Origin of the sequence: Pseudooceanicola profundi (assembly GCF_050897955.1) — a bacterium.
Taxonomy (GTDB): domain Bacteria; phylum Pseudomonadota; class Alphaproteobacteria; order Rhodobacterales; family Rhodobacteraceae; genus Pseudooceanicola.
The window spans coordinates 714548-731977 of the sequence record NZ_JBPAXZ010000001.1 but is presented as its reverse complement, the minus strand read 5'-3'; the positions used below and the strand labels follow the sequence as shown (position 1 = coordinate 731977).

Genomic DNA, 17430 nt, shown 5'->3' with positions numbered 1-17430 from the left:
AGTTCGGGGTTCAGGCTGTGTCGGAATCTGGGGCAGGTTGCCCGCAGTCCCGGGCCAGATGCGAGAGCAATCGGGACAGATTGGCGTGATAGCCGGGCAAGGCACCTTTCGGATCGTGCTGCATCGCGTCCGACAGGATAAAGCCATGGGCGTGATCGATCAGGAGGTCACGCCACTGGATGTGCAGCGGGTCCGGCAGGTCCATGTCGCGGAGCGTCTCGGTAAGGGTCTGCGTGATCTCCCGCAGAGGGCCGGTGAGCGCCGAGGGCGTTCGGAAGACAAGCAGCAAGAGGGCCGGATGGGCCGTGGCGCGGGTGACGTAGCCGGACATGATCCGCGCGATCCGGTCCAAATGCGGCGCGTCGTGCTGCCACCAGCCCTCGGGCGTTCCAAAGACCTGTTGCACCAGCAGGCCGGTCAGCTGGTCCCGCGATCCGACATGGTGGTAAAGCGCCATGGGGGTCACGCCAAGCGAGGTGGCCAGTGCGCGCATCGTCAGGGCCGGTTCGCCGCCCGTATCCAGCAGGGTCAGGGCGGCGGCGATTACGTCGTGTTGCGTCAGCGCGGCCTTGCCGGATTTCGGGCGGCCGGGGCGGCGCGGGGTCACGGGGCGCATCTGTAGTGGCTCTGGATCAGGCCGGAGGGGAAGCTGCGGGTGTCCTGATGGTGCAGCGGCAGATCGGCACCGAGCGGGCCGAAGAGCGGGATGCCCTGACCCAGCAGGACGGGCAGGCGGGTCAGGATCATGTCGTCGATCAGCCCTGCACGCAGGAAGTCCTGAATGACGCGGCCACCGTCGATATAGAGGCGGGTCCAACCCTTCGCGGCGCAGAAGGCGGTGACCTCCTCCGGCGGGGCGGAGAGGATCGTGACATCCGGGGGCAGCTGGTCGGGCGGGGTTTCGGTGAGGCTCTGCGACAGGACGACGACGGGCAGGCTGTAGGGCCAGCTGTCGAAGGTGAGCACCTTGTCGAAACTGCCGCGCCCCATGACGATGCAGTCGATCCCCGCGATGAAGTCGGAATATCCGTGGTCCTCGCCCGCCATACCGGGCCGCTCCAGCCAGTCGAGCGCGCCATCGGGGCGGGCGATGAACCCGTCGAGGCTGGTGGCGATGAAGATATGGCAGGGCATGGAACCTCTCCAATAATTATACGTCGTATAATTTAAGTCAGAACAGGGGGGCAGGCAAGTGGTCAGCAGGTGCTGTGCTTTCGCCGCTTTACCCTCCTTCTGGCCCGGCCTATAAGGCGGGCGATATGAGGATACTGGCGATCATCATTCGAATTATTTGCCCGGCGCTCTGAGCAGAGACGCCGGGACAAGGCGCATGGACGCCCGCGCCGACCAAATCCCTGAAGATGATCCAAAAAAACGGACCGCAAGATATGTGCGCCGAGACGCCCGACTATAAAGACACGCTGAACCTTCCCAAGACCGATTTCCCGATGCGCGCGGGCCTGCCCAAGCGCGAACCCGCCTGGCTGGCCCGGTGGGAGGAGATCGGCGTTTACGACCGCCTGCGGGAGAAAGAGGGGCGGGAGCCCTTCATCCTGCATGATGGCCCTCCTTACGCAAACGGGAACCTCCATATCGGCCATGCGCTGAACAAGATCCTGAAGGACATGATCGTGCGCTCGCAGCAGATGATGGGCCGGGATGCGCGCTATGTGCCGGGCTGGGACTGTCACGGCCTGCCCATCGAATGGAAGATCGAGGAGCAGTACCGCAAGAAGGGCAAGAACAAGGACGAAGTGCCGGTGGTCGATTTCCGGCAGGAATGCCGGGCCTTTGCGGACAGCTGGATCGACGTGCAGCGGACGGAATTCAAACGTCTGGGCGTGACCGGAAACTGGGCCGATCCCTACCTGACGATGGATTACCATGCGGAACGGGTGATCGCCGAGGAGTTCATGAAGTTCCTCATGAACGGGTCTCTGTATCAGGGGTCGAAGCCGGTGATGTGGTCGCCGGTCGAGAAGACGGCGCTGGCGGAGGCGGAGGTCGAGTACCACGACAAGGAAAGCTTTACCGTCTGGGTGAAGTTCAAGGTTGTGGGCACCGGCGATGCGACGCTGGATTCGGCGCAGGTCGTCATCTGGACGACAACACCCTGGACCTTGCCGTCGAACAAGGCGGTCGTTTACGGCGAGGCGATCTCCTATGGCCTGTATGAGGTGACGGGGCGACCCGAGGAATGCTGGGCCACGATCGGCGACCGGTACATCTTGGCGGACGACCGGGCGGCGGATGTGTTCGCACGGGCGCGGCTTGACGATAGCATGTACCGTCGTCTGTGCGATATCACGCCGGAGGATCTGGCGAAGATCTCGCTGGAGCATCCTTTGAAGGGCGCCGAGGGCTCCGGCGGCGAATGGGACGATATCCGTGATTTCCGCGCCGCCGATTTCGTGACCGATTCCGAGGGAACCGGGTTCGTGCATTGCGCCCCGTCGCACGGGATGGAGGAATACGAGCTTTACCGCGATCTGGGCATGCTGGAACAGGTCATCACCTATAACGTGATGGACGACGGGTCGTTCCGTGCCGATCTGCCGTTCTTTGGCGGCAAGTACATCCTCAACCGCAAGGGCGGAGAGGGCGATGCCAATAAGGCGGTGATCGACAAGCTGGTCGAGGTTGGCGGGCTGCTGGCGCGGGGCAAGATCAAGCACTCCTACCCGCATTCCTGGCGGTCCAAGGCGCCGGTGATCTACCGCAACACGCCGCAGTGGTTTGCCGCCATCGACCGGCCCGTGGGCGGCGATGACACCTATGGCAAGACGATCCGGGAACGCGCGCTGACCTCGATCGACCAGCTGGTGAAGTGGTGGCCCAAGACCGGGCGGAACCGCCTGTATTCGATGATCGAATCCCGGCCGGACTGGGTGCTGTCACGGCAGCGCGCCTGGGGTGTTCCGCTGACCTGCTTCGTCAAGAATGGGGCGCTGCCGACCGATCCGGATTACCTGCTGCGCGATGCCGCCGTGAACGCCCGGATCGCCGAGGCGTTCGAGGTGGAGGGTGCGGATTGCTGGTATTTCGAGGGCGCGAAAGAGCGCTTTATCGGGGATGCGGCGGATCCGGAGGCCTATATCCAGGTGTTCGACGTTCTGGACGTCTGGTTCGATTCTGGCTCCACCCATGCCTTTGTGTTGCGCGACCGCGCCGACGGGGCGCCGGACGGCATCGCCGATGTCTATCTTGAGGGCACCGACCAGCATCGCGGGTGGTTCCATTCCTCGATGCTGCAGGCCTGCGGGACGAAGGGGCGCGCGCCTTATCGCAACGTGGTGACGCATGGCTTCACGCTGGACGAGAAGGGCAACAAGATGTCCAAATCGCTCGGCAATACCATCGTGCCGGAGGAGGTCGTCAAGCAGTACGGCGCGGATATCCTGCGGCTCTGGGTGGCGCAGGTCGACTATTCCGCCGATCAGCGGATCGGGCCGGAGATCCTGAAGGGCGTCGCGGACAGCTATCGCCGTCTGCGCAACACATTGCGCTTCATGCTGGGGTCGCTGGGTGATTTCCGCGAGGAGGACCGTGTGGATCCGGCGGATATGCCGGAGCTGGAACGCTGGGTTCTGCACCGCATGGCGGAGCTGGATGAGGTGGTTCGCAAGGGCTATGCCGAATTCGATTTCCAGTCGATGTTCCAGGCGGTGTTCAACTTTGCCACGGTCGATCTGTCGGCCTTCTACTTCGATATCCGCAAGGATGCGCTCTATTGCGATGGCGATACCGCGCGGGCGAAGGCCGCGCGCACGGTTCTGGACCTGCTCTATCACCGGCTGGTGACGTGGCTGGCGCCGATCCTGACCTTCACGATGGAAGAGGTCTGGCTGGAACGCTTCCCGGGCGATCTCTCCTCGGTGCATCTGGTGGATTTCCCGGAGACGCCGGCGGACTGGCGCGATGCGGAACTGGCCGGGAAATGGGCCAAGGTCCGGGCCGCACGACGCGTTGTGACCGCCGCGCTTGAGGTGCAGCGGACGAACAAGGTGATCGGCGCCTCGCTGGAGGCCGCGCCGGTTGTGCATGTCGAGGATGCGGCGGTTCTGGAGGCGCTGAAATCGGTGGCCTTTGAGGATATCTGCATCACCTCCGCCATTGCGCTGACCGGCGATCCGGCTCCGGCGGAGGCATTCCGCCTGCCCGAAGGGCCGGGCGTTGCCGTGGTGTTCGAAATGGCGGAGGGCGAGAAATGTCAGCGCTGCTGGAAGATCCTGCCGGATGTCGGCACGCATGCCCATGCGGGCGTCTGCGGCCGCTGTGACGCGGCGCTGACGTCGTAAACGCGGGTCCGGTACTTGCAATGGCAAAGGGCAGCCAGATTGGCTGCCCTTTTGGTCTCTGATCTGTCGGGCCTTTCCTCACGGCTCCGCATGCGCGCGCCCGTGAGCCCGCCTTACAGCCAGGGCCCGATGTCAAACCCGTTGGAGGTAATCTCCATGAACAGGCTTTCGGTGGCTGAAACGCCATCCATCCTGACCAGCAGGCGGTCGGAGGCAAAGAAGGCAGCATCGCCCGATTCGTACAGGAATTCGGTCCACCAGTCCGCATCGGCATTGTTCTGCGCCGCGCGGTAGCCCGCGTGCAGTTCATCCAGATGTCTGGTTTCGATATACAGCGTATCGGCAGGCCAGAGGTCTTCGATCACGACCCACATGAAGCGGTCGCCTTCGACCTCGGGATCGTAATAGATTTCGACCCGGTCGGCGCCCCAGCCGGTCGAGATCCTGTCATGTCCGGAGGTCGACAGGATCGTGTCGCTGCCCGGTCCGCCGGTCATGACATCGTCGCTGCGCCCGGGATCGCTGTCGCCGTCGCTATCGACAATGCGGTCATTGCCGAACCAGCCATCGATCGTGTCATTGCCTTCGTTGCCATAGAGGGTGTCATGGCCACCGCCGCCGTCGATCCGGTCATTGCCGATATTGCCATATGCGATGTCGTTGCCCTGATGCATGCGGAGTATATCGTTGCCGACGCCGCCCTCTGCCAGGTCATTGCCATGCCAGCCAATGATCAGGTCATTGCCGAAACCACCATAGATCTGGTCGTTCATATGTCCGGCATCCAGCGTGTCATTGCCGAAATTGCCATTCAGGACATCTTCGCCAAACCCGCCATAGAGCTTGTCCGAGCCATTGCCGCCGTGAAGCCAGTCAAAGCCAAATCCGCCGGAAAGGGTATCATTGCCATTGTCCCCTTTCAGCGTGTCATTGCCGCCCTCGCCAAAGACCCGGTCATTGCCATTGCCGAATTCGAAATATTCGCCCCGGCCGGACATGGTCATGTTGTAGACGACGTCATCGCTCCACGGGAGTTTCGTGTTGAGCTCCGGGTGGTTGGGGCCAAAGGCATCCGGCTGGCCCTCGTTGACGAAATCGGCCGAGCGATAGGTGATCCCCTGGTTCCAGAGCAGGTTGAACAGGGCGCTTTCGTCGCTGGTGTCCTGATCACCAAAGTTCGCGTTGTCGACTGTCCGCGATGCGGCGACCACATCGGCCAGCGACAGGTTCATCTGGTCGAAGGTGGCGGCCAGGGTGCCGCTTTCCGTATCAAAGATATTGATGGTGTCGATGATGCCCCGGGCTGTGCCGGCACTTTCGTTGACCGCGAAATTCCGCCCCAGCAAAACGATATTCAGGTTCAGAGCTGCGTAATTGAGCACAATCCGGGTTGATGTGATCGACTCCGGGTCGCCTTCGTAGAGGCCGTCGTGGAGGGCCACCATGGCATCGACAAATCCAACTTCGCGGCGGGCTTCTCCGAATAGTCTAATTCGCATGGGACGGCTCCGGGACTACAAAATGGAGGACTGGCAAATGCCCTGACAGATTAAGTTCGGTTTGACGTCCGATCAAATGATAAGTCTTTGCGTCATGAAATTTTAATGCTTGGGAGAGGCTGCCCGGACCTGTGCCGGAGCGGTGCAGAGACCGAGCTATGGGGGCGGCTGCGGTCGCACCGGTTTCGGGTGCCGGGGGGCTGCGGTGACCCGGTCCCGGCCCTGTCGCCGGGCCGGGATCGTCTGCTTGCGCGAGGGCCCGTCAGAGACCGGCCCTCTGTCCTTGAGGCCCGGGCGAGGGGCCGTCAGTAGACGTAGAAGGGGAAGAGCTCTTCAAAGAAGGCTTCGGTGGCGACCCGCCCCTCGATGACCACGGTCAGGCGGTCACTGTCGAAAATTGCGGTCGGCCCGTTCTCGTCCGTCACCGTATAGAAAAAGTCCTGCCACCAGGTATCGGTTGTCGCCGGGTCCCATCCGGCATCGATATAGGCGTCCTCGAAATCGGTGGAGAGGTTGAGCGAAATGATAAGCGTGTCAGCCTCGGACAGGTCGGTGATGCGTACGTGCTGGTGCCGGTCGTTGGCATTGGACTGCGGGTCATGATAGACGGTGACGGTATCCTGCCCCGCGCCGGTGGTCACAACGTCGTAGCCGGAGGCGAGGCGGATTTCATCGTTGCCCGCCCCGGCATTGATCACGTCGGCGCTTGGCCCGTAGATATCTTCGCCAAAGACGCCGTCCCAGATGACGTCATTGCCAAAGCCGCCATTGATTGTGTCATGACCGACGCCGCCGTACAGGGTGTCATTGCCCCAGCCGCCGGTCAGCAGGTCATTGCCAAACGCCCCGTCGACAACGTCATGGCCCGCCTCACCATGCAGGCGGTCATTGCCCGGGCCGCCATACATATTGTCATTGCCGATCCCGCCGTAGCCGACATCATTGCCCCAGCCGCCATAAAGATAGTCATCGTTGGCGCCGCCATAGAGCGTGTCATTGCCGGCCTGACCGTCCAGATTGTCATTGCCGTATTGCGCGTTCAGGAAATCGTTGCCATTGCCGCCTTTGATGGTGTCCGCGTGGGTTCCGCCAACCAGCGTGTCATTGCCAAAGCCGCCGTCGATGTAGTCGCTGCCCCAGGACCCGACCAGACGGTCATTGCCGAACTGGCCCCAGAGCCAGTCATCCCCGGCGCCGCCATTCAGCGTATCGTTGCCGGCCAGACCGAAAAGTTCGTCAATACCACCCAGGGCGCGCACATTGTCCGCGCGCAGGCCCAGCGTCAGGCGTTCGTCGAAATTGGAGAGGGTGACATTGTAGAATGTATTCACCGCAAAGGGCAGGACCGTCTGGATCGAATCGACATACTGACCTTCGCCGGTGAATTGTGATTCTGCATTGAAGCCGGGAGAGACGTAATTCACCCCCTGCGCCCAGATCACCGACCAGAGCGCCGTTTCATCGTCGGGGTTATTGTCGTTGAAGTTCGCATTCTCCACGATGTCGATTGCTTCGATCACGGCAGAGACGGAGATATTGGCCCAGTCCACCACCGCCAGAAGCCTGTTGGTTTCGTCGTCGAACACGTTGATCCTGCGGACAGTGCCGCCGGGCGTGTTGTCGATATCGATGCCATTGCCGATCATGACGACGCGGGTGTCGGTTTCGTCGCTGGTCCCGACCAGCCGGGTCGGGCTGATCGAGGTTACGTCCAGATCGTAGAAGATGTCGTGCAAATCGGCCATCAGGCCAAACAGGTTGACCTGATCGACGACGTCGTTGAATACGCGAATTCTCATAATCTTTGCCTTGTCTTCAAAGTTTTTTAATCTGCTTCTGCCGCTGTCATCGCGACAGTTTGCCCCCAAAGATACAACTAGCAGTGATCGCGGCCCGACGATACCCAAATGTGGTATCAGCCGGGTTTGCAAGATGCGCGGCTGCCAGCCGGGACTGGCCCGGCTGTCCGGCGGTTATTGCAGTGCCCGGTCGATGTGCCGCAGAATTTCCGTGGCCAGATCCAGCATCGGGCAGGGCACGCCACGGGCATGGCCTACAGCGGCGGCGGCGGCAAAGATCGGCTCGATCTCCATCGGGCGGCCCTTTTCCAGATCCTGCAGGGTCGAAGTTTTGAAATCGTTGCGCCGGGCCAGTTCCAGCCGCTTTTCCGTGGTCATTGCGATTGTGGCGCCTTCGGCGGCGGCAATGGCGCGGACCTCTTCCATAATAGCAGCGGTAAAGTCGTAGATCGGTGCGGCGGCCAGTCCCGTCGCATTGGCGGTGCGGGTGATGGCTGAAACGGAATTGAGCGCGCAGTTCGACATCATCTTGGTCCAGAGCGCATCCTGAAACGGCTCTGTTTCGCGGATGGCCCAGCCAGTGCCGCGCAGCAGAGCGGCCACGCGCGCGACATCGTCACGCGGCGCGCCGGACAGACGGCCCAGGTCCAGATAGCCTTCGATATCGTAAGAGATCAGCCCCGGCTCCGGCACGGAGGCGCCGAGATAGGCGATGGAGCCGATGGCGCGCTCCGGTCCGATCACGCGCCAGAGCACGCCCTGCGGATCGACCTCCTCGACACCTTTGGTGCCGCCTTTGCCGTCAGGGACGGGGTACCACCAGGGCACGCCGTTCACCACCGGCAGGATTCGCCCGTGATCGGGCAGAAGTGCGGCCAGCGTATCGGCCAGCGGCGGGATCTGATGCCCCTTGAGCGCGGTGATCACCAGATCCTGTTCTGGCAGGGTGGCGGGGTCGTCGGTGACGGTCACCGGGATTGTGTCCTGCGTGCCGTCCGGCAGGCGCAGCCGGAGGCCGCCGGATTTCAGCGCCTCGAACTGGGCGCCCCGCGCGATCAGGGTCACACGGCCGATATCGCCCTGGTTCTGGCATTTCGCCAGACGCGCGGCGATAACGCCGCCGATGGCGCCGGCGCCGTAGATGCAGATGTCGAGCGAACGGTCGGGAAGGGGGGGAAGGGTCATGCGCGCCTCTTTCAGATGTCCGGTGCGACGGTAGGACAGGCCGCGCCCGGGGTCGAGAGCGCCTTGGCCCCCGAATTCCCCCTGTGATGAGGGCATTTACAACCTGCGGCACGATTGCTAAGCCAACGGCGTTGGAACTGAGGGACCGAAATGACCGGCATCCTGTGGCAGGGCAATCTGATCGAAGGGCGATGGCGCGGCGCGCGGCTGTGCTGACCCTTTGATGTTTTTTCCGGCGGGCCATGCGCCTGCCGTCCGACGCGAGATCCGACATGACTGACCTGACCTACAGGACCGATGGGGGCCTGAGTGTGAGCCGGAGCGAAATTCCGGCCGATTACCATAATGACAGCGACCGGCTGGCGGCCGATCTGGACAGCCACCGGGGGGCGCTGTTTTCCTCCAATTACGAATATCCCGGGCGCTATACCCGGTGGGAATTCGGCTTTAGCCGCCCGCCCGTTATGGTCGAGGCGCGGGGCCGCGATATGCGCATCGCCGCGCTGAATGCGCGCGGGCAGGTTCTGCTGGCGATGATGCAGCCCGCCGTGGAGACCCTGCCGGAGGTGTTGGCGTTTTCGGCCTCCGACAGCGAAATACGCCTGACGATCCGGACGCCGGACCGGCTCTACGATGAGGAAGAGCGGTCGCGGATGCCGTCGGTTTTTTCCGTGCTGCGGGCCATCGTGGCGCTGTTCAAATCGCCTGACGACGGGCATCTCGGGCTCTATGGTGCCTTTGGCTACGATCTGGCCTTTCAGTTCGAACCTATTGAATTCCATCTGGAACGTCCCGCAGATCAACGCGATCTGGTGTTGTTTCTGGCCGATGACATTCTGGTTGCCGATCACTATTCCACCAGCGCCGTGCGCTATCGGTACGAGTTCAGCAAGGACGGGCTGAGCACGCAGGGGCTGACCGGTGGCGGCACGGAAGAGCCGTTTGTGCTGGGCCCGCAGGACGTGCCCCGCGGCGATCACAAGCCGGGTGAATATGCCGAATTGGTGCGTCAGGCCAAACAGAGCTTCCGGCGTGGCGATCTGTTCGAAGTGGTGCCGGGGCAGGTGTTTTACGAACCCTGCAAGGACAGCCCTTCGGCCATTTTCAACCGCCTCAAACGGATCAATCCGGCGCCCTTCGGCTTTATTATGAACCTGGGCGAACAGGAATATCTGGTGGGCGCCTCGCCGGAGATGTTCGTGCGTGTGACGGGGCGGCGGGTCGAGACCTGCCCGATCTCGGGCACGATCAAACGCGGCGCCGATGCGATCGAGGACAGCGAGCAGATCCTGAAGCTGCTGCAATCCAAGAAAGACGAAAGCGAACTGACCATGTGTTCTGACGTCGATCGCAACGACAAAAGCCGGGTCTGCGATCCGGGGTCGGTGCGCGTGATCGGACGCCGGCAGATCGAGATGTATTCGCGGCTGATCCACACTGTCGATCACATTGAAGGCCGGCTGCGCGCCGGCATGGATGCTTTTGACGCCTTCCTGAGCCACGCCTGGGCGGTCACGGTGACGGGCGCGCCCAAGCTCTGGGCGATGCGGTTCATCGAAAAGCACGAGAAATCAACGCGGTTCTGGTATGGCGGCGCCGTGGGGGCCATGGGCTTTAACGGTGACATGAATACAGGTCTGACGCTGCGCACGATCCGCATCAAGAATGGTGTTGCAGAGGTCCGTGCCGGGGCGACTTTGCTCAACGACAGCGATCCTGATGAAGAAGAGGCCGAAACCGAATTAAAAGCCTCTGCCATGCGGGCGGCCGTTCGGGGCGACACGATTGTAAACGAAGGCGGCGGAGATGGCTGGAGGCTGCCGAAAGGGCAGGGACGGCGCATTCTTCTGGTCGATCACGAAGATAGCTTTGTCCATACGCTGGCGAATTATTTTCGCCAGACTGGCGCAGAGGTTCTGACCACGCGGACACCGCTGCGGTCCGAGACCTTTGACAGGTTTAAGCCCGATCTGGTCGTGCTTTCGCCCGGGCCGGGCAATCCGGGTGATTTCGATTGTGCCGGAACAATTCAGGCCGCGCTGGATCGCGATTTGCCGGTTTTTGGTGTGTGTCTGGGTTTGCAGGCGATTGCCGAATATTTCGGATCCGAGCTGGCGCAGCTGGACGTCCCGATGCATGGCAAGCCGTCTCGGGTCGAGGTGACGGACCCGGGGATCGTTTTTGCGGGGCTTCCGGATCAGGTCACAATCGGCCGATACCATTCGTTGCATGTGCCCGAGAAAAGGCTGTCGCCGGAACTGCGGGTAACGGCGCGCACGGGTGACGGCATTGTCATGGGGCTGGAGCATGCATTCCTGCCGATTGCCGCCGTGCAATTCCATCCCGAGTCGATCATGTCGCTGGGACAGGATGCCGGGCAACGTATGATCGACAATGTCGTCAGCGCCTTGGTGGCCCGTAAACAGCTCGTTTCTAATTGAATAGTTTGCGGCACCTATTTTCTGCTGAGTGTCGGGTTTTCTAAATAAGCGGCGGATTTCTGCCGCTTATTTGGATATTTTTAATGCCTGTCACAAAATGTGCCATTGCTAACCTCAAGGTATGAGGAATAAGCCTCGAATAATGGCGCCGGATATCGGGCGTTGTGGAAACGGGCATGAATAAGAGGATTTGATGGCTGACATCGATTTGAACAACATGGCTTTGGACGAGCTGAAGAAGCTTCGCAAGGATGTTGAAAATGCGATCAAGAGTTTTGAAGATCGCAAGAAAAAAGCCGCGCTGGCGGAACTCGAAGCGAAGGCTGCCGAACTTGGGTTCAGCCTGAACGATCTTACCGGGGGCACGACGCGCAGCAGAAAGCTCAATCCGCCGAAATACCGTCATCCTGAAAATCCGGAATTGACCTGGTCGGGACGTGGCCGTCAGCCGGAATGGTTCAAGGAACTGGTTGCGGACGGCGCAGATACCGACAGCCTGCTGATCGTCAAAGCCTGACCGCATTAAGCGTCATTTGCATCCAGCACTGGTCCTGACCCGGTGCCGGATGCAGATTGCGCCCGGGCCCGGCCAGGGCATTGGCCCGTCCGGGCGAATATGGATGAATGACACAGACCGCCCCAATATCCGGGGCGGTTTTTTGCTGAAAATTTTTGCGGCTACCCGGGGCGGAGCGCCCGAGAACCGGCCCGACAGCCGCTTTCGAAAATTTACCATTTGATAAAAAATTTTTCCGTGGCACGCTGACCTCTATCGACACCGACGGAGACCGCCATGACCAACAGCTCTCGTACCGCCGGAACCGTGCCCGGACGCCTGCCTGCAGCCGAGCTCGAACGGAATTTCTCCGATCTGCATCCGGCTCTGGGTCCGCATGAGGCGCAGGTGGCCGCGGATCGCTGCTATTTTTGCCATGATGCGCCCTGCATGACGGCCTGCCCGACCTCGATCGATATCCCTCTGTTTATCCGTCAAATCGCGACGGAGACGCCGGAAGCCGCGGGCAAAACGATTTTCGAACAGAATATTCTGGGCGGCATGTGCGCCCGGGTCTGCCCGACAGAGACGCTGTGCGAAGAGGCCTGCGTCCGGGAGGCGGCCGAGGGCAAGCCGGTGGAGATCGGCCGCCTGCAACGTTTTGCGACCGACCGTGTGATGTCGAAGAACGAGCATCCCTTTGACCGGGCGGCGGCGACGGGCAAAAAGATCGCGGTTGTCGGGGCCGGGCCGGCGGGGCTGTCCTGTGCCCACCGGCTGGCCATGAAGGGCCATGACGTGGTGATCTTTGACGCGCGGCCCAAACCCGGCGGGCTAAACGAATATGGCATTGCCAGCTATAAATCGACGGAGAATTTCGCCCAGGCCGAGGTGAGCTGGCTGATGCGGATCGGCGGCATCACCCTGGAGGCCGGCAAGGCTCTGGGGCAGGATGTGACGCTGGAGGCGCTGAAGGCCGATTATGACGCGGTTTTCCTCGGCATGGGGCTGGGCGCGGTGAACACGCTGGGTGTGCCGGGCGATGACAAGGATGGCGCGCTGGATGCGGTCGATTTCATCGCCGATCTGCGTCAGTCCACCGATCTTTCAACGCTGCCCGTGGGGCGCAATGTCGTGGTCATTGGCGGCGGCATGACGGCGGTGGATGCCGCCGTGCAGTCGCGCCTGCTGGGGGCGGAGGCGGTGACTATCGCCTATCGGCGCGGTCAGGACCGCATGGCGGCCTCCGTCTTTGAGCAGGAGCTGGCGACGGCCAAGGGCGTGCATATCCTGACCCATGTGCAGCCCGTCGCCGTGCATGGCAATGGCGCCGTGCGGGAGGTCGAGTTCGAATATACGGCAGACAAGGACGGCAAGCTGGTGGGGACCGGAGAGACGATCCGCATCCCCGCAGACCAGTGTTTCCGCGCCATTGGCCAGACGCTCTCCGGCGCGCCGGAGGGGCTGGAGCTCTCGGGCGGCAAAATTGCCGTGACAGACGGGGGCCGCACCTCTGTGGCCGGTGTCTGGGCCGGGGGCGACTGTGCCTCGGGCGGTGACGACCTGACCGTGACGGCGGTGGCCGAGGGCCGTGATGCGGCCGAGGATATTCACACCACGCTGATGGGGTAGCGACATGCTGAACCGGATCAATTTCCTGTCGCTGGCCGTCGATGACTTTGCCCGGGCGCGCGACTTCTATCGCGATGTCTTGGGGATGACGGTGCAGACCGATGCAGACTACGGGCCCGGCGGGCGCTGGATCTTCATGGCGATCCCGGGTGCGGATACCATGCTGCATTTCTGCGCCCGGGACGAGGTCACGGTGAAATCCGGCACGCCCGCGCTCTGTCTCGTCTGCGACGATGCGGATAAGGAGGCGGCGCGGCTGCGCGAGGCCGGTATTACGATCCACTCCGGCCCCGATACGGCGCCCTGGGACCCGACCGTCCGCTGGGTGATGATCCAGGACAGCGAAAGCAACCTCATTCTGCTGCAATCCAGTCAAACCGAAGGAGCCTGAGCCATGGCCGATCTGACGACCGACTTCCTGGGCATCAAGAGCCCCAACCCCTTCTGGCTGGCCTCCGCCCCGCCAACGGACAAGGAATACAACGTCCGCCGCGCGTTTGAGGCCGGCTGGGGCGGCGTGGTCTGGAAGACGCTGGGCTCCGAAGGGCCGCCGGTGGTGAACGTCAACGGGCCGCGCTACGGGGCGATCTGGGGGGCGGACCGGCGCTTGCTTGGCCTCAACAATATCGAGCTGATCACCGACCGCGACCTCTTCAAGAACCTCGAAGAGATCACCCGCGTCAAGAAAGACTATCCCGACCGCGCCCTCATCGTGTCGATCATGGTCCCCTGTGACGAGGAAAGCTGGAAGGCCATCCTGCCGCTGGTGGAGGAGACCGGCGCCGACGGGATCGAGCTCAACTTCGGCTGCCCGCATGGCATGGCCGAACGTGGCATGGGATCGGCCGTGGGGCAGGTGCCGGAATATATCCAGATGGTGACGGAGTGGTGCAAAAAGTACTACTCCAAACCCGTCATCGTAAAACTCACGCCCAATATCACCGATATCCGCAAACCGGCGCAGGCGGCCAAGGCCGGCGGGGCCGATGCGGTCTCTCTCATCAACACGATCAACTCCATCACCTCGGTCAATCTCGACCTGATGTCGCCGGAGCCGATGATCGACGGCAAGGGCACCCATGGCGGCTATTGCGGCCCGGCGGTGAAACCCATCGCGATGAACATGGTGGCCGAGATTGCCCGCGATCCCGACACCCACGGGTTGCCGATCTCCGGCATCGGCGGCATCACCACCTGGCGCGATGCGGCGGAATTCATGGTGCTGGGGGCTGGCAATGTGCAGGTCTGCACGGCGGCCATGACCTATGGCTTCAAGGTCGTGCAGGAGATGATCTCCGGCCTCAGCCAATGGATGGACGAAAAGGGCTACAGCGCCACGGATCAGTTCATCGGCAAGGCCGTCCCCAATGTCACCGATTGGCAGTACCTGAACCTCAACTATGTGACCAAGGCCAGGATCGACCAGGATGCCTGCATCAAATGCGGCCGCTGCTATGCCGCCTGCGAGGATACCTCACATCAGGCCATCGCCATGAAGCCGGGCCGGGTGTTCGAGGTCATGGATGACGAATGCGTCGCCTGCAATCTCTGCGTCAACGTCTGCCCGGTTGAGGATTGCATCACCATGGTGGAGATGGACAAGGGCACAATCGATCCCCGGACCGGCCGCGAAGTCGGCGATTATGCCAACTGGACCACGCATCCGAACAATCCGGGCGCGGTGGAGGCCGCAGAATAAACCCGGCCCCCCTTCATCTTGGTCCAAATACTCCGGGGGTGAATTGGGCCGCAGGCGCAAGAGGGGGCAGCGCCCCCTTCCACCAAAAACATCATGTGCGCCCCGTCAGGGGCGCTCCGCTGGATCGGTCGCACCGGATGGCACCGGATGGCGCCGGTTATTCGATCCCGGCCCGGCGCGCATCCCAGAGCGTCACGAAATAGAGCAGCAGCCCGGCAAGGCTCAGCGCTGCACCCACATAGCCGGAGGCCGGAAAGCCATAGCCCGCCTCGACCACCCGCGCGGCCAGGAAGGGGCCGGCGGCATTGGCCGTGTTGAACGCGGCATGGTGCAGGGCCGCGGCCAGCTGCTGGGCATCGCCCGCCACATTCATCAGCCGGGTCTGCATCACCGTCGACACGCCGCCCAGCAGGCACATGGCAAAGACGGCAACACCCATGGTCCAGTAGCCGCCCGCAACCGCCGAAGGATAGATCAGCAGCACCGCCGTGCCACCGACAAAGGCCGCGATGGCGGTGCCGTTCAGGCTCCGGTCCGCCAGGCTGCCCATGATCAGGGTAAAGACCGTCATGCCCAGCCCGGCGATCATCAGCATCAGCGCCACGCCCGCCTCGGACCCGCCCAGGGTCGTCTGAACGGTGGAGGCGATATAGGTATAGACGGCAAAGAAGCCGCCAAAGCCGATGGCCCCGGTGGCCAGCGTCAGCCAGACCTGCCGGTTCTTCAGCGCGCCCAGCTCGCGCAGCGGATTGGCGTCGGGATCGGCCGGGGTGCGCGGAGCCTTAAGGTAGGCCGCCGCAGCAGTGGCCAGCGCCAGCACGCCGACGATGATATAGCCTGACCGCCAGCCGATCATATCGCTCAGCACCGCCGCCGCAGGCACACCCAGCGTGGTCGCGATGGTCAGGCCCAGAAAAACCCGGGAGATTGCCGTGGCACGTTTGTTGCGCGGCACGACAGAGGCCGCGACCAGCGCTGCCACACCGAAATAGGCGCCATGCGGCAGACCGGAGAGGAACCGGCTGGCGGTGAACAGGGCGAAATTCGGCGCCAGCGCCGACAGGGAATTGAACACCGCGAAGGCAAGCATCAGCAGGATCAGCAAAAGCCGTTTGCGCAGCCTGGCCCCAGCCACCGCCAGCACCGGTGCGCCGATGACCACACCCACGGCATAGGCCGAGATCGCATCGGCCGCGCGGGCTTCGCTCACGCCGTAATCGGCGGCAAAATCGGGCAGCAGCGCCATCGAGGCAAACTCGGTCGTGCCAATGGCAAAGGCGCCGATCGCCAGGGCAAAGATCACGGCCCCGGCCGAGGTATCGGTTTTGGCGAGGGGGGCGGCGGCCCCGGGGGCGGCCGCAGTATGCTCGGTCATCAGGACCTGCCTTTCACTGGATGGGCAGAGGCGATCCGCTGCGATCACCCTCTTCGCCCCAGCTAACGCTGCGCTGCGGCATTGGCAAGAGCCGGGCCCGATGGGGCGGGCATGCAGGAATCGGGTGGCTCGGGCCGCCGGTGAGGCCGGGTCGCGGTGACAGAGCCAGAGGCGGCTGGTCCGACCCGGCCGCAAACACCGGTGGCGTGATGTCAGGCCGGGGTGAGCATCCGGGTGAAAAGTGCGACAAGGTATTCTTCGGCGGCCGGGAAGGGGTCGGTGACCTCGGGGCCCAGCACAGCCCGGACCTGCACGTCGAAATCGGCGTAATGCTGGGTCAGGGACCAGATCGAAAAGATCAGGTGATGCGGGTCGGAGGGCGCAATATGCCCGGCCTCCATCCAGCCGCGGATCGTGGCTGCCGTGCTGTCGACCAGGGGCTTGAGCACGGCCGACAGATCCGCACCGACATGGGGCGCGCCCTGCAGGATCTCATTGGCGAAGAGCCGGCTTTCCTGAGGCATGTCGCGGCTCATGGCCAGCTTGCGGCGGACATAGGTCAGCAGCTCTTCCAGCGGGGGGCCATCGGGGTCGATCTGGCGCATCGGATCCAGCCAGGTGTCCAGCAGATCGTTCAGCAGATCATTGTGGATCGCTTCCTTGGAGGGGAAATAATACAGCAGGTTCGGTTTGGACAGTTTGGCCGCCTTGGCAATCTGATCCAACGTGGCGCCCCGGAAGCCGTAGCTGGAAAAAACCTCCAGCGCGGCGGCGCGGATCGTCGCTGTCTTGTTTCTCTGGATACGTGTGCGCCCGTTCGGGTTGTCTTTCACGGCCCTGCCTCTAACAGATTAAACAAATTATCGAATTTTCCTTGGATTTTCCGGACTTGTCCACCCTGACCAAAAATTCACCAGCGGCCTGCGGCGGTGACGTGCCGGAATGGGCGAAAATCTTGACTGCCGGGGCGCCTCTGTTAGCCTCGCCTTTGACCGATTGGTCAAAA

At 62.5% G+C, this 17430-nt stretch carries 13 protein-coding genes; 6 read left to right on the top strand and 7 right to left on the bottom strand.

The features are described 5' to 3' along the window. Positions 1–10 precede the first annotated feature (10 nt). Both ACRARG_RS03560 and ACRARG_RS03555 read right to left on the bottom strand, forming a co-directional pair. Complete coding sequence (locus ACRARG_RS03560; RefSeq protein ID WP_432688600.1) at positions 11–616, bottom strand: TetR/AcrR family transcriptional regulator; 606 nt, start codon at positions 614–616, stop codon at positions 11–13. Further along, complete coding sequence (locus tag ACRARG_RS03555; protein ID WP_432688599.1) at positions 604–1134, bottom strand: dihydrofolate reductase family protein; 531 nt, start codon at positions 1132–1134, stop codon at positions 604–606. Before ACRARG_RS03555 ends, ACRARG_RS03560 begins: the two co-directional genes overlap by 13 nt. A 254-nt stretch (positions 1135–1388) precedes the next feature. Here ACRARG_RS03555 and ileS point away from each other — a divergent pair, with 254 nt between their 5' ends. Further along, positions 1389–4298, top strand: a complete 2910-nt coding sequence (gene ileS, locus ACRARG_RS03550; RefSeq protein WP_432688598.1) for an isoleucine--tRNA ligase — start codon at positions 1389–1391, stop codon at positions 4296–4298. Positions 4299–4411: 113 nt separating this feature from the next. Here the strand turns inward: ileS and ACRARG_RS03545 are convergent, their stop codons facing one another. From ACRARG_RS03545 to ACRARG_RS03535, 3 genes are all read right to left on the bottom strand, one after another. After that, a complete protein-coding gene (locus ACRARG_RS03545) occupies positions 4412–5797 on the bottom strand; it encodes a calcium-binding protein (protein ID WP_432688597.1) in 1386 nt (461 codons plus the stop codon). Positions 5798–6102: 305 nt separating this feature from the next. Then, on the bottom strand, positions 6103–7596 hold the full coding sequence (locus tag ACRARG_RS03540; RefSeq protein WP_432688596.1) for a calcium-binding protein: 1494 nt from the start codon (positions 7594–7596) through the stop codon (positions 6103–6105). Between the two features lie 174 nt (positions 7597–7770). Further along, entirely contained in the window at positions 7771–8781 is a 1011-nt protein-coding gene (locus ACRARG_RS03535; RefSeq protein ID WP_432688595.1) for a ketopantoate reductase family protein, read from the bottom strand. A 272-nt stretch (positions 8782–9053) separates the two neighbouring features. Here ACRARG_RS03535 and ACRARG_RS03530 point away from each other — a divergent pair, with 272 nt between their 5' ends. The 5 genes from ACRARG_RS03530 (at position 9054) to preA (ending at position 15049) form a co-directional block, all read left to right on the top strand. Beyond that, positions 9054–11222, top strand: a complete 2169-nt coding sequence (locus tag ACRARG_RS03530; RefSeq protein WP_432688594.1) for an anthranilate synthase component I — start codon at positions 9054–9056, stop codon at positions 11220–11222. 193 nt (positions 11223–11415) lie between these two features. Further along, positions 11416–11739 (top strand): H-NS histone family protein, encoded by a 324-nt coding sequence (locus ACRARG_RS03525; RefSeq protein ID WP_432688593.1) that lies wholly within the window; start codon positions 11416–11418, stop codon positions 11737–11739. 276 nt (positions 11740–12015) lie between these two features. Next, positions 12016–13350 (top strand): NAD(P)-dependent oxidoreductase, encoded by a 1335-nt coding sequence (locus ACRARG_RS03520; RefSeq protein WP_432688592.1) that lies wholly within the window; start codon positions 12016–12018, stop codon positions 13348–13350. Between the two features lie 4 nt (positions 13351–13354). After that, a complete protein-coding gene (locus ACRARG_RS03515; protein ID WP_432688591.1) occupies positions 13355–13741 on the top strand; it encodes a VOC family protein in 387 nt (128 codons plus the stop codon). A gap of 3 nt (positions 13742–13744) precedes the next feature. Further along, the gene (gene preA, locus ACRARG_RS03510) at positions 13745–15049 is read left to right on the top strand and encodes an NAD-dependent dihydropyrimidine dehydrogenase subunit PreA (RefSeq protein ID WP_432688590.1); all 1305 of its coding nucleotides are present in this window, start codon (positions 13745–13747) and stop codon (positions 15047–15049) included. Between the two features lie 157 nt (positions 15050–15206). On the opposite strand, the gene ACRARG_RS03505 is transcribed toward preA, so the two are convergent. Next, on the bottom strand, positions 15207–16424 hold the full coding sequence (locus ACRARG_RS03505) for an MFS transporter (protein ID WP_432688589.1): 1218 nt from the start codon (positions 16422–16424) through the stop codon (positions 15207–15209). 212 nt (positions 16425–16636) lie between these two features. Further along, complete coding sequence (locus ACRARG_RS03500) at positions 16637–17257, bottom strand: TetR family transcriptional regulator C-terminal domain-containing protein (RefSeq protein WP_432688588.1); 621 nt, start codon at positions 17255–17257, stop codon at positions 16637–16639. Between the last annotated feature and the right edge of the window lie 173 nt (positions 17258–17430).